This window comes from Bacillus cereus group sp. Bc061 (assembly GCF_027715825.1).
In the GTDB taxonomy this organism is placed as follows: Bacteria; Bacillota; Bacilli; order Bacillales; family Bacillaceae_G; genus Bacillus_A; species Bacillus_A paranthracis.
Genome location: NZ_JAQFTZ010000011.1, coordinates 101,134 through 114,481 on the forward strand (window position 1 = coordinate 101,134; position 13,348 = coordinate 114,481).

Genomic DNA, 13,348 nt, shown 5'->3' on the forward strand with positions numbered 1-13,348 from the left:
GATTGATTGCATAATAAAAAGACACCCTCATAAAAACGAGAATGTCTCATCTATTAACCCTCAATAATCTCCATCTTCTCCGTAATCGGTGTACGAGCTTTTCCTTCTGGTGCTTTATCGAAATAGCCAAGGTGAAGAATTCCAACGATGCGTTGACCTCTAGTTAAACCAAGTCCTTCTATAAATAATGGATTGTAGTTTAATCCACCTGATTTCCAAACACAACCTAAACCGCGTTCCCAAGCAAGAAGTTGGAAGTTTTGCATAAATGCACATGTTGCAGCGTAATCTTCGTCACGTTGAATTTGACGTGGATCTTCATTTATGTAAACAACAATTTGTGCTGGCGTGCTTAAGAAACGATCCGATAAAATTTTACCGCGTTTCGCTCTTTCTTCTTCTGTGAAAGAGTTTAATACTGCGTCTACTAATTTCTGACGACCTTCTCCAATGTATAATTTACAATTCCATGGTTCACGATGTTTATGATTCGGTGCCCACGTTGCGTCGTTTAATAGTTCAATTAATAACTCTTTGTCTACTGCTTTATCTGTAAATGTACGAACAGAACGTCTTTCTTTAATCACATTTGCGATGGAAGTATATGTAGTCATATTTTTCTCTCCCTTATTTTTATCTATATGTATACGTTTATTGTTGATATTAATTTTCAATTTCGATTATACCTTAGTTTTTTAGTATTAATCAATGTTTTATGTTGGAAAACTTCCAAAAACTTCAGTTCATACTGTGAATAAAAAAACTTGATTTGTTCACAAGTATTTCACATTTTATGGAAATAATATGTGTACAGTTTTTCACATTATCCATCTAGGAGGAGTTTACATGTACAAAAAAATCGCAGTAAGTATGACTATGGCAGCATTATTATTCGGTGCAACCGTCTTCCCCACTTTCGCTGCTACGCCAAAAGAAGTCACATTGCATCATCATAAACCAATTTCAGAAGAAGAAATGCAGTCGCTCGAAAAACTCGGCTATAACAAACATGAAATTTGGAAAGCTGCCCACATTGCAAAAATGAGTAAAAAAGAAATTAAAGACGTTTTAGCTTACTATAAGCAAAATAATTCTTGGGAGAAAACAGCAGAGCATTTCGGGGTAGATCCAAGTAAGTTGAAAAAGCATCATATGAATAAAGAAACAAAAAAAGCACTACTGCAACAATTAGCAAATATGCAAAAATCTACACCAGACGGGCTAAAACAAAAAATGAAAGAATATAATATCGGATTACGTCAGCTCACGGTATTAACAATCATCTCTCAAAAAAGTAATACTCCCCTTGATGATGTACTAAAAATGAAAAAAGACGGAATGGATATGAAACAAATTGCAGAAAAATTAAATGTAAAAAAAGAAGATATACGAGCAGAAATGATTAAATTAGTGAAGTCTATTAAGGAAAAGAAAACAAATTAATATGCCAAAAAGGAAGAGTTTTTCAATACTCTTCCTTTTCTTTATGAACTTTCAATTTTTAAGTATAAATTCCCGTCTTTCCCAAAAACTAACACAAGGAAATGATATATGTTAGGGGTGAGAAAATGTTCGGTTTATCATCTAAGAAATCCAAAAATACTAATCCAAAAACACTTTGTTCTATTCCAGAATTTATACAAAGCATGACAGAATCTAGCGATTTTGTCTCTTATAACGTACTTGAAAATGAAACATTATGTTTGTTTTATTATAAATCTGTCGTGGAAGCACTTATTATTAAACAATTTATTTTAACTCCTCTAAAAAAGGAATCGGATCGAATTCAAAACATCTCTGATTTATGTAATATCGTCTCTATTGAAGATATTATTACCTCCCCTTCTATTGATGATATTCGTGAGAAATTATTAGGGGGATATATTTTATTACGCTTAAAAAACAATTCGAATCCCGATCAATATGCTTTAATTCGTGCCGAAAGTACTGTTTTAGGAATACGATTAAATAACGATACAGAAAATGAATATAGCGTAATCGGGCCTAAAATCGGTTTCGTTGAAAACCTTGATACAAATATACACTTATTACGCCGAAATATTGTAACAGAGCAACTCATATTTAAAGAAATGACCGTCGGAACTATGTCAAAAACGAAAGTAGCAGTTGCTTATATAGAAGGCGTTACAAATGAACAATTTATCAACACCGCCATACAACGGCTAGAAGACATTGACTTTGATGTCCCATTTGACGCAACTATGATTGAGCAATTTATTAGTGATAATAGCAATTCACCGTTTCCTGTTTTATTGCCTACAGAACGATTAGATCGAGCTGTATATGCATTGGTTAACGGACAAGTTTTAATTTTAACAGATGGCTCTCCATATGCTTTATCAGGACCGACAACGTTACTAGATTTTTTCATTTCTCCAGAAGATTATTATTTACCGTGGATGATTGGATCGTTCTTTCGCATTATTCGTTTTTTCGGAGCTATATTTTCTCTTTTTTCATCCGCTATTTATACAGCGGCTTTAACGTATCACTATCAAATGATTCCTGCTGATTTACTAGGACCTATTATTTTCTCAAGAGCGAACGTACCTTTCCCACCTATTTTAGAAGCACTCTTTTTAGAAATTACAATCGAATTGCTTCGTGAAGCAGGAGCACGTTTACCTACGAAAGTAGGACAAACAATTGGTATTGTTGGCGGGATTGTAATTGGGCAAGCATCTGTTGAAGCTGCTTTAACAAGTACAATTTTATTAATTGCAGTTGCTTTATCCGCTCTTGCATCTTTCACAACACCGACTGTAAAGATGTCTTCTACTATCCGGTTGTTACGCTTTCCACTTATTCTTTTAGCCGGCGCATTTGGTGGATTAGGTCTTATTGTCGGGTTTGTATTTATTTTAGCTCATTTAATTAAATTAAAATCACTTGGATCACCTTATTTATTACCTTTATATCCATTTCGTGGTTTAGGTACAGCAGAAGGTTTTCTTCGACTACCATTTAGTCAAACAGCACAAAGGCCTTCCTTCCTTAGACCCACATCAAAATGGCGCTATAACCCGAACAAAGTGAAGCAAAAACGTGATGGTGATAATCAATGAAAAAACTTTTCTTGTTCCTTATTATAATCTTTTTTGTTCTACAAACTGGTTGTACACAAACGTATATAGTGGATACACAGCGTATTATTCATATTGCTGGATTTGACATCACAAAAAATAAACAATTCCAAGGAACTATCTTATTCCCAGAATACACACATGGTGTAAAGTCTAAGCCAGAGACGCAATCAACATCTGCTCGTTCACTTGAAACAATCGCTTCACGATTGAACGCTAAATCTCCTCACAATGTTGTTGTAGGTCAAATGCGTGTCGTCCTATTTGGAAAGGCTCTAGGAGAACGCGGAATGGGAGAAATTATTACTAACTTACAACGTGATCCAAATATCGGACGTGACGTTCAACTAGCAATTGTAGATGGAACGGCCGAAGAGCTTTTAAATTACGGAAAAAAAAATGGTTCATTATATATCGCTGATTTACTCGAGCAAAATATAAGAAATGAGAACATTCCACAAACTGAATTAAACGTCTTTTTATATAATTACTACTCTTCTGTATGTGATGCCTATGTTCCTTATATAAAAATGGGTGATAATCATTCCGTCGCTGTTAAAGGGCTTGCTTTTTTAAGAGGCGATAAAGTCGTCATGTATACGGATAAAAGACATTCTGTTTTAGCAAAATTACTAATTAATCCTACAAAAAATGGGCGTTACGAAGCAGCAATAAAAAAGAATAAAAATAAAGGTATAGTGGTCATACAAAACTTAGCTGGGAAAAATAAATATGATATAGATCAAACTGGCGACATACCAAAAGTAAAAATCCATTTAAAATTAAATGGTTTAATTAAAAACTCTCCTAATTGGATTGATTTAAGAAAAGAAACAAATATCAACTATATAAAGAAACAAATTGAACGAAATGTTGAAAAAGACTGTGAAGATTTAATAAAACAATTTCAAAAAAAGGAAATTGATCCTTTAGGCATACGCGATGAAATTAGAAGTCATACGAGAAAATGGAATATAAAACAAATTCGAAATATGTATAAAAACGTAGCCGTAGATATAAATTTAGATCTTAATATTGTACAATCTGGAATCGGGGAATAGTGAGGTGAAATAAGCAATGAATACAATGAATAAAGCAAAGACAGTCTCTCCATACTTTGCCTTTATATTATTACATTCGCTTCAAATTGGAATAGGAGTTCTTGGGTATCAGCGTGTAATTTTAAAAAACGCTGGTTATGATGCCTGGATTTCTCTTATTATTGCGGGGATTACAACCCATATTGTGCTGTTTTGTATGTTAAAAATGTTAGAAAAAGACGGAGATTTAATTAGCATTCATACAACAACTTTTGGAAAATGGATTGGTTCTATATTTTCCGTGATTTTCACTCTTTATTGCTTATTATTTTGCCTTACTGTTCTTCGTACATATATGGAAGTGATACAAGTTTGGATTTTCCCTACCATTAAATTATGGAAACTAACCTTTATGTTTTTATTAGTGACTTGCTATATTATAAAGGGTGGATTTCGCTCTGTAACCGGAATATGTTTTTGGGGAGTCGTTCTTCCTATTTTCGTTGTATTCTTTTTAATTTATCCAATGAAATACGCTCATTTCCGTAATATTTTACCTATTTTTACACATTCACCTTTTGACATGCTTATATCTGCAAAGCAATCTGCATTAGAGTTTCTCGGCTTTGAAACAATCCTTATCTTCTATCCATTTATTGAAAAAGGTAAGTCTTTAAAAAGATGGGCTCATGCAGGAATTTTTTTTAGCACTTTGATTTATGTAGTTTTAGCTATTGTATCTTTTATGTATTATAGTGAAGGACAATTAAATCATACTATTTGGCCTACTTTAACGATGTTAAAAATAATTAAAGTTCCTTTCATTCAACGGTTTGAATATATTATTATTTTTGTTTGGTTTCTGATTATTTTGCCAAACCTTTGTTTAACTATTTGGTCATCATGCCAAACGATGAAGCGTTCATTTCATATTTCATTTAAATTTACATTACCGTTTTTTATTTTCATCGTTTTTACAGCTTCTTTATTTTTTAAAAACCGTGAAAGTATCAACACATTAAATACAGTACTATCTCAAGCTGGTTTATATATTGTATACGCTTATATCCCAATTTTATTTCTATTCCATTCAGTTCGATGGCATTTCAAAAATCGGTCAAAAAAATCTTCACCCGACACACCGTAATCTCTGATACAATTTGATTAATACATTTGTAAAGGGGACAAGCGAATGAAAAAGTATGTATTTTCTTTACTTGCAGTACTGAGTTTAATTCTTGCTGGATGCGGAAGTACTAGTACAAATGACCAAAAATCTTCTGAATCAAAAAAAGAAGAACATGACCACGCATCGCACACTCAGCAAGCTGACATTCAAGAGAAAACAAAAGGAGTCGACACACTTCCTACCTTCCTAGACAAGCTTGATCCACAAATGAAAGATATCTACACTGTCGCTGGACAAAATGCAGAACTATTAGATTGGATTCCATGTTACTGCGGTTGCGGTGAAAGTGTAGGACATAAAAATAATAAAAATTGTTTTATTCGTGAAATTAAAAAGAATGGTGAAGTTGTTTGGGATTCTCATGCAACGACTTGCGTCAATTGCCTAGAAATCGCAGTTGAATCTGCTTCGATGAAACAAAAAGGAAAATCAACGCTTGAAATTCGTAACTATATCGATAATAAATACAAAGAAAGCTATGGCAAACCAACACCTACGCCAATGCCAAAAGCTTAAAAAACGAGGACATACCTCGTTTTTTTCATTCACTTTTTTTCTTAACAAATTCTTTCAAGTGTATTTCTCCTTACTTATCACACACTATATATAACTCTCGGTAAGGAGGGTACACAGTGCAAACATATAACGACTATGATAAAGCTCTCTATTACACGTATTGCTGTAATTGGGATAAATTACTCGTTCTCATGGTTCAAACGAACGATCAATTATTTTCTAAGCGTATTGAGCATTTTTTACACGCTTATCAATACAGTAAAGAACTGCCAGAAGTTGATAAACAATTGCAGCTCCTATTTCAATATATTGACCACGCATCCCAAAAGTCACATATAGAAGAAGTAGAGCAAATTCAAATGTAAACTATAGCGCTATTCTCTTCTGGAGAATAGCGCTTTTTTTAAAATGTTCATATCAATAAAAGTTTCCCCGTATAAAACTTTTATTGATAAACATATTTTTTCTTTCTTTTCTGTACCACTTCATACTATAATTTAGTATGTAACTATTATAAGAGAGGTATAAAATATGGGACGAGAAAAAAAGCAAGAATATGCTTTATTTACCGCGTGGGGAGCTTCGTTTATTGCTACACTAGGAAGTCTATACTTTTCCGAAATCATGAAATTTGAGCCTTGTGTCCTTTGTTGGTATCAACGCATTTTCATGTATCCATTCGTTTTATGGCTCGGTATCGCTGTAGTAAAAAAAGATTATCGCATCGCAAGTTATTCTTTACCGATCGCAAGTATTGGTGCTTGTATTTCTTTATATCACTATGCAATTCAAAAAGTCGCAGCATTTTCGGCTGCAGGGGCAGCTTGCGGCCGTGTACCATGTACGGGAGAATACATAAACTGGTTCGGCTTTGTGACAATCCCGTTTTTAGCACTTATCGGCTTTATTACAATCGCTGTTTGTAGCTTTATTGTCATCAAAAACAAATAAGGAGATGAAAGAATGAAAAAAATGCTTATATTTGGCGGTATTATTATCGTCTTATTTGCGGCAATCTTTGCTGTAACTCAAATGGAAAAGAAAAATGCATCGACAGATGAAAAAGGTTACTACTCAAATAAAATTTCTCTTGAAGATCTCAATAAAAATATAGAAGATAAAAAAGAACAAACGATTTACTTTTATCAAACCTCTTGCGTTCATTGTCAAAAGGTCTCTCCTATTGTTGTACCTTTAGCGAAAGATTTAAATGTTGATATGAAAGTAATTGATATTGAAAATTTAAACGAGCCTTGGGATAAGTACGATATTAAAGGAACGCCAACGATTATTCATTTTAAAGATGGTAAAGAAGTAAGCCGTATTAGCGGAGAACAATCAAAAGAAAAGTTTAAAGAATGGTTTGAACAAACGAAAAAATAACGAGAAAAGGAAACTCCTTCTACACATGAAATGGACGTAAAATTCCAAACTAATGTATAAGGAGGGGGTTTTATGCCAGAAGTAAGATGCTCTGTTTCCAATTGTTCATTTTGGGGACAAGGTAACTTTTGTCAAGCAAGTGCGATTATCGTTCAGCCAGATGCGGATGAAACTGGTCAAACTGAAAATGAATCGTATACAAGTGCAGTTTTAACGAACGAGACGCTAGAAAGTTCTGTAGCAACAAGTGTAGAGACTTGTTGTCATACATTTAAGCCAAAATATTAAACATAAAAAGCATACGACTAATCGTATGCTTTTTTACATTCCCCTCCAAAAATCATGCATAATAAAAAAGTACAAAATAACGAGAACGGCTGTCCCGCATAACGTAATACGCCGATATATACTTTTCTCCCCTTCCCTTGCCTTAACAAATGCCCAAATAAATCCGAAGAACAATATTAAATCAACGTATGGAACATAAAACGAAAAGACGAGAAAAGCATACAAATACACGATAAATAAACAGGTCGTTACTAAGAAAACTTTAAACGCAAATTCACTTTTCATAATGTAACCGCCCCCTATCTGTACTGTATTATATTCAGCAAAGTACAATAGTTGCAGTTAAACTGGAAGTAGAAATAAGCTACCGTCTATAATACGGTAGCCTATTACGGAACATTATATTTTCGTTTATATATATTACTTAAAATCGAAGAAGGAATTTGCTCATAACGAATTTTTTCTCCTGTTTCATCCACTATATACAAATTGTTTCCTATATAATATATTCCATCTTTTCGTTTTGAGTACACTGCATATCTTTCGTTTGGCAATACCATTTTCACTTTCGTTAGCTGTCCATTCGGTTCTTGCCAATATATATCCACGCGATCTACTAACGTAAGCATACCAATTTGCTCTTCTTCTACTTTACGACCATTCCAGCTCACAACACGATAACCAAGCTTATTCGCTTCATATTCCGGGCTCGTATGAAACCGAGAAATGATTACTTTCGTCTGTAATTGAACTCGGTCATATAACCACTGTATATCCCTGTCATGCATACGAATACAGCCATTTGATTCCCTACTTCCAATTGTCCATTCCCGATTTGTCCCATGAATCGCATATTCATTTTTATCTAGTCCAAGCCATCTCGTACCAAGAGGATTATTTGGTGCACCACCAGCTATTTTTTTTCGATGGTATTCTTTATTTTTATATTTAGTTATAATACAAAAATTACCTTCAGGCGTAGGTGTACGATCTCTTCCAGTTGTTACGGGGAATGTTTTTGTATAATTTCCATTTTCAAAAAAAGACAACTGGTTTGTCGTAAGATTCACTAATATTAAATGATCTGTACTAGCAAAAGCACTAACCGGTAGAATGAAAAATAATAGTATGACGAAACATAGCTTTTTCATCTATACCCCCCCCTAGCGCTCACTATAATAAGTGGAATTAACTTTACTTTGCTCTTATAAATGAAAACTATCCATTTACAATAACGCCCCCATTTACATGTATCATTTGCCCGGTAACATAGGATGAATCATCAGACGCTAAATATACGTATGCTGGCGCTAATTCATATGGTTGACCAGGTCTTTGCATTGGAACATTGCTTCCAAACTGTGATACTTTTTTCTCATCAAAGCTCGATGGAATAAGTGGTGTCCAAATTGGTCCTGGCGCAACACCATTTACACGAATCCCTTTTTGCACTAATGACTGAGAAAGTGATCTTGTGAAAGCAACGATTGCCCCTTTCGTTGCGGAATAATCAATTAATGTTTCATTTCCTTCGTATGCAACGATAGACGCGGTATTTATAATGACATCCCCTTGCTTTAAATGAGAAAGTGCGGCTTTCGCAACGTGAAAATAAGAAAAAATATTAATACGAAAAGTCTTTTCTAGCTGTTCTGCTGTAATATACTCTAGTCCTTGCTGCGGATATTGCTGCGCAACATTATTTACTAAAACCTGTAAACTACCTAGCTGCTGGACGGTCTCTTGAACAACATCTTTACAATGCTGTTCATCACTTAAATCACCCGGCAACAATACGCACTTTACGCCTTCTTTCTCAACATATTGTTTCGTCTCATTTGCATCCCCCTCCTCATCTAAATAAGCAATCGCAATATTTGCTCCCTCTTTCGCAAAAGCGATGGAAACAGCTCGTCCAATCCCACTATCTCCCCCTGTAATTAATACATTCTTTCCTTTTAACTTTTCGCTACCTTTATAATTTGGATCTTCAAACTGTGGTAGAGGATTCATTAATGATTCAATACCAGGCTGTTTATTTTGATGTTGCGCTGGCATTGTTACAAAGTTTTTTTGCTGCGGCATAATTTCTTTCAACTCCTTTTTCTTATAATGTGCATAATAAAAACTGAAATTCGCACATCATATTACGATTAATATTCGAATTTAAGACACAAAATATGAATTGTTGTAAACTTTTTATGCAAAACTATTGCAAAATAGATAAAAAACGAATATTATATATAACTGTTGTGAAAATTATTCGTAAACAGAAAGGATGTTTATATGTTTAACCTTTCAAAACATAAAACTTCTATTAAAACTGAAATTATGGCAGGTATTATTACCTTCTTAACAATGGCATATATCATTGTCGTAAACCCAGTTATCCTTGGGGATGCAGGTGTTCCATTTGAACAAGCATTTACAGCAACAATTATCGCTGCTGTTGTCGGAACATTATTTATGGCGATCTTTACAAACTTACCAATCGCAATTGCACCAGGTATGGGATTAAATGCTTACTTCTCTTACTCTGTTGTAAAGGCTCATGAAGGCATGACTTTCGCAATTGCATTCTCTGCTGTATTCGTAGCAGGTATGATTTTAATTTTGTTATCATTCACATCTTTCCGTACAAAATTAATGGAAGCAATTCCTGAAAACTTAAAACATGCAATTACTGCTGGTATCGGTCTTTTCATCGCCTTTATCGGTTTACGTTTAACAGGTATCGTTACAAAAAATGAAGCAAACTTAGTTGGACTTGGTGATCTTCACTCTGCTCCAGTACTACTAGCATTAGCTGGACTTGGAATTACGATTGTTCTTATGTCTTTAAATGTAAATGGCGCACTATTTATCGGTATGTTATTAACTGGTATTATCGCTTTCTTCACGGGACAATTATCATTCTCAAACGGTGTTACATCAATGCCTGGATTACCAGAAGGAATTATCGTTTCAAATCCAATTACTGCTGTATCTGACGTAATTAACTACGGATTATACGGCGTTGTATTCTCATTCTTCCTTGTTACATTATTCGATACAACAGGTACATTACTTGGCGTTGCTCAACAAGGTGGATTTATGAAAGATGGAAAACTTCCAAAAGCTGGACGAGCTCTTCTATCTGACTCATTCTCAGCAACAATCGGTTCTATGTTCGGAACAACACCATCAACAGCTTACATTGAATCTTCTGCTGGTGTTGCAGCTGGTGGTCGTACTGGTTTAACAACTGTTACAGTAGCTGTTCTATTCGCACTAGCAGCATTCTTCGGACCATTAGTAAGTGCCGTTTCTGGTGTATCAGCTATTACTGCACCATCATTAATTATCGTTGGTAGTCTTATGATGGGTTCAGTTCGCCACATCGATTGGGACGCATTTGATGAAGCATTCCCAGCATTCTTAGTAATCTTAAGCATGCCACTTACATCAAGTATCGCAACAGGTATTGCACTTGGATTTATTTCATATCCACTTATGAAAGTGGCAAAAGGTAAATTCCGTGCTGTTCACCCACTTGTATATGTATTTGGAATTTTGTTTGCTTATCAATTGATATTCTTACCACATTAAAAAAGTAGAGCATCGGATTTCGATGCTCTACTTTTCTTTTATAACAATCATTCAAACTATAACGGTCCCTCCAAAATATGAAGGAGCTTATAATCTTTTAATATTTCTCTTCTACCTGTAATTCTTTACTATACTTTTGAATGAAAACTGACGAAACAACCATTACCATTCCTACACTAAATCCAATAAGCTGATCCAGTAGCATTTCATCATGAATGAACCAGCGCAGTAAAAATACCCCACCAAAAATAAGCATCATAATAAATCCAGTATGTCTAAGCCCTTTATATACATTTTCCATATGTATCACCTCTCCACATACCCTTTATCCATATTATACCATAAATTTTATTGAATATTGCCATCAAGTAGTCGTATCGTCCTCTGACAATATGCAGCTACCTTTTGATCATGTGTAACAACTAGCACTGTTTTTCCTTCTTTATTAATCTCTTGTAAAATACTCATAATTTTTTCCCCATTTTCTTGATCAAGAGCACCAGTCGGTTCATCAGCAAGTATAATTTTTGTATCTTGTGCTAAAGCCCTTGCTATCGCTGTTCTTTGCTGTTCTCCTCCTGATAACTCGTAAGGATATTTGTTAATATGCCTCTCAAGCCCTACCATTTTCAGCATTTCTTTTGATATTTGCATACGTTTCTTATGAGAAATTCTTCTATATATAAGTGGAAGCATTACATTTTCAATAATCGTATAATCATCGAGTAGCGAAAAGTTCTGAAACACAAATCCAACTTCCGTGTTTCTATACTTATGATAGTTTTGCTTTAATGTACTCGTATCCATTCCATCTAAAAAATACTTTCCAGCAGAGGGGCTATCGATTAAGCCAATAATGTTAAGGAGAGTAGACTTCCCCGAACCAGAGGGGCCCATAATGGCTATCATTTCGCCTTTTTCTATTGTAAGATTAATATCTTTTAAAGCACTAAAATTATTCTTTCCAAAGCCCTTAGCCACATTTGCGAGCTGAATCATCTATAACACCTCTTTCATATATGTATTTTTTATTTTTATTACATTGAAATAAATGATTGCATATATAACGAGGATCATTACAAGTGATAAAGCACCTATAACAACCAATGATTCTATAGAAACTTTTAACGTTCCAAAGAAAGATACTATACTATTTTCTAGCCCTTTCTGAATTTCAATTACTCCGCTATTCTCCCATTGAAAATACATTATTCCTATACATATCGCTAAAACGAATAGCAACATATACTCAATAATAAATGGAAGACATATTTGAAAAGTGCTTGCACCTAACGCTGATTTAATAGAAATATTTTTACGCTCCATATAAAGTTCTGCCATTGATGTCAATACAATAGATAGAAATGAAAAAAATAAGACTGTACCGCTTAATAATAAGGGGTATGACATATTATCAATACCTTGTTTTTCATTTTCTAACAATTTATTCGGGTTTGTAACATAATACGAATACCCCTTACCTTCTGTTACCTTTAATACTTTCTTTTGAAATTCATTTATATTTATCTTCTCATTTGTTTCTATAATTAACCCATTGTATAACAGTTCTACACTATAGAACTCTATTTCTTCTGTTCCAATTGGTAAAATAGCCATGTCATCTAATAATGTAATACGATTATCCGATATTTCACCGCTCCGAGGATATGTAAATGGTGAATTTTTTTCTAAAAAGCCAATTACTTTTAGCTTCATTTTTCCAGATGGTATAACATCACCAATAGATACCTTTTCTTTATAATTAGCCCCTAATATAACAGGTCTAATATCAAATACTGATTTATGAAATTCTGATTCCTCAAAATACCTTCCTTGTGAAAGTCGGATATGAAAGTACTTATTAATATCTTTATCAATAATAAGAGTCTTTATCGTTCCATTTGCTTTTTTTAAGCTAAGTGAATAGTTACGGAACAAATAATTTGTTGTATTTGTTATTGGTATCGTATTAGATAACCCTTGCATGAATTGTTGATAATCATTTTTCGCTTTTTCTTCGCTAAACAATGTTATATCTTGCGTCGCATAAAGTTCATAGAAATTTTTATGGGTCGATAAATTATTTGCTACTTTCATCATTTTTTGATATCCCGACAGATTACTAATAAATTCTATAGCTGAAGAAAATGAAATAATTAAAGAAATTACTATAATCAAACTTGGTAACAACCGTTTTTTCACAGATCGTATAGAATCAAATATAAAAAACATGACGACCA

Annotated in this window: 17 protein-coding genes; 10 read left to right on the forward strand and 7 right to left on the reverse strand. The window is 33.8% G+C overall.

The annotated features are described in order from the left end of the window. Positions 1 to 53 precede the first annotated feature (53 nt). Positions 54 to 614 carry a nitroreductase family protein gene (locus PDQ40_RS24150; RefSeq protein WP_000214810.1) on the reverse strand — a complete coding sequence of 187 codons (561 nt, stop codon included), beginning with the start codon at positions 612 to 614 and terminating at the stop codon, positions 54 to 56. A 232-nt stretch (positions 615 to 846) separates the two neighbouring features. On the opposite strand from PDQ40_RS24150, the gene PDQ40_RS24155 reads away from it, so the two are divergent. The 9 genes from PDQ40_RS24155 to PDQ40_RS24195 all read left to right on the forward strand — a co-directional run bounded on the left by PDQ40_RS24155 (position 847) and on the right by PDQ40_RS24195 (position 7,520). Then, positions 847 to 1,443 carry a hypothetical protein gene (locus PDQ40_RS24155; protein ID WP_000276992.1) on the forward strand — a complete coding sequence of 199 codons (597 nt, stop codon included), beginning with the start codon at positions 847 to 849 and terminating at the stop codon, positions 1,441 to 1,443. 125 nt (positions 1,444 to 1,568) lie between these two features. Continuing rightward, on the forward strand, positions 1,569 to 3,086 hold the full coding sequence (locus PDQ40_RS24160) for a spore germination protein (protein WP_000467501.1): 1,518 nt from the start codon (positions 1,569 to 1,571) through the stop codon (positions 3,084 to 3,086). Further along, positions 3,083 to 4,165 carry a Ger(x)C family spore germination protein gene (locus PDQ40_RS24165; RefSeq protein WP_000732619.1) on the forward strand — a complete coding sequence of 361 codons (1,083 nt, stop codon included), beginning with the start codon at positions 3,083 to 3,085 and terminating at the stop codon, positions 4,163 to 4,165. Before PDQ40_RS24160 ends, PDQ40_RS24165 begins: the two co-directional genes overlap by 4 nt. Positions 4,166 to 4,181: 16 nt before the next feature. After that, positions 4,182 to 5,291 (forward strand): GerAB/ArcD/ProY family transporter, encoded by a 1,110-nt coding sequence (locus PDQ40_RS24170; protein ID WP_001095025.1) that lies wholly within the window; start codon positions 4,182 to 4,184, stop codon positions 5,289 to 5,291. A gap of 45 nt (positions 5,292 to 5,336) precedes the next feature. Next, positions 5,337 to 5,849 carry a PCYCGC domain-containing protein gene (locus tag PDQ40_RS24175; RefSeq protein WP_214328603.1) on the forward strand — a complete coding sequence of 171 codons (513 nt, stop codon included), beginning with the start codon at positions 5,337 to 5,339 and terminating at the stop codon, positions 5,847 to 5,849. Between the two features lie 116 nt (positions 5,850 to 5,965). Next, positions 5,966 to 6,214 (forward strand): YhdB family protein, encoded by a 249-nt coding sequence (locus tag PDQ40_RS24180; protein ID WP_001195458.1) that lies wholly within the window; start codon positions 5,966 to 5,968, stop codon positions 6,212 to 6,214. Between the two features lie 166 nt (positions 6,215 to 6,380). Continuing rightward, complete coding sequence (locus PDQ40_RS24185) at positions 6,381 to 6,800, forward strand: disulfide formation protein C (RefSeq protein ID WP_000532258.1); 420 nt, start codon at positions 6,381 to 6,383, stop codon at positions 6,798 to 6,800. Positions 6,801 to 6,812: 12 nt separating this feature from the next. After that, the gene (locus PDQ40_RS24190) at positions 6,813 to 7,232 is read left to right on the forward strand and encodes a thioredoxin family protein (protein ID WP_000738457.1); all 420 of its coding nucleotides are present in this window, start codon (positions 6,813 to 6,815) and stop codon (positions 7,230 to 7,232) included. Between the two features lie 72 nt (positions 7,233 to 7,304). Continuing rightward, entirely contained in the window at positions 7,305 to 7,520 is a 216-nt protein-coding gene (locus PDQ40_RS24195) for a DUF1540 domain-containing protein (RefSeq protein ID WP_001115486.1), read from the forward strand. A gap of 33 nt (positions 7,521 to 7,553) precedes the next feature. On the opposite strand, the gene PDQ40_RS24200 is transcribed toward PDQ40_RS24195, so the two are convergent. From PDQ40_RS24200 to PDQ40_RS24210, 3 genes are all read right to left on the reverse strand, one after another. Then, on the reverse strand, positions 7,554 to 7,805 hold the full coding sequence (locus PDQ40_RS24200) for a hypothetical protein (protein WP_000834195.1): 252 nt from the start codon (positions 7,803 to 7,805) through the stop codon (positions 7,554 to 7,556). A 104-nt stretch (positions 7,806 to 7,909) separates the two neighbouring features. Next, complete coding sequence (locus tag PDQ40_RS24205; RefSeq protein ID WP_000732025.1) at positions 7,910 to 8,671, reverse strand: L,D-transpeptidase; 762 nt, start codon at positions 8,669 to 8,671, stop codon at positions 7,910 to 7,912. A gap of 67 nt (positions 8,672 to 8,738) precedes the next feature. Further along, positions 8,739 to 9,605, reverse strand: coding sequence for an SDR family oxidoreductase (locus PDQ40_RS24210; RefSeq protein ID WP_270691706.1), 867 nt, complete (start codon positions 9,603 to 9,605; stop codon positions 8,739 to 8,741). Positions 9,606 to 9,806: 201 nt separating this feature from the next. Here PDQ40_RS24210 and PDQ40_RS24215 point away from each other — a divergent pair, with 201 nt between their 5' ends. Further along, on the forward strand, positions 9,807 to 11,108 hold the full coding sequence (locus PDQ40_RS24215) for an NCS2 family permease (RefSeq protein ID WP_000482726.1): 1,302 nt from the start codon (positions 9,807 to 9,809) through the stop codon (positions 11,106 to 11,108). 97 nt (positions 11,109 to 11,205) lie between these two features. Here PDQ40_RS24215 and PDQ40_RS24220 read toward each other — a convergent pair whose 3' ends face one another. Genes PDQ40_RS24220 through PDQ40_RS24230 form a run of 3 tightly spaced genes read right to left on the reverse strand, consistent with a single transcriptional unit; the run spans position 11,206 to position 13,340 of the window. Continuing rightward, positions 11,206 to 11,409 (reverse strand): hypothetical protein, encoded by a 204-nt coding sequence (locus PDQ40_RS24220; protein ID WP_000432811.1) that lies wholly within the window; start codon positions 11,407 to 11,409, stop codon positions 11,206 to 11,208. A gap of 47 nt (positions 11,410 to 11,456) precedes the next feature. Next, a complete protein-coding gene (locus PDQ40_RS24225; RefSeq protein WP_000615280.1) occupies positions 11,457 to 12,107 on the reverse strand; it encodes an ABC transporter ATP-binding protein in 651 nt (216 codons plus the stop codon). After that, complete coding sequence (locus PDQ40_RS24230) at positions 12,108 to 13,340, reverse strand: ABC transporter permease (RefSeq protein ID WP_270691707.1); 1,233 nt, start codon at positions 13,338 to 13,340, stop codon at positions 12,108 to 12,110. Positions 13,341 to 13,348 lie beyond the last annotated feature (8 nt).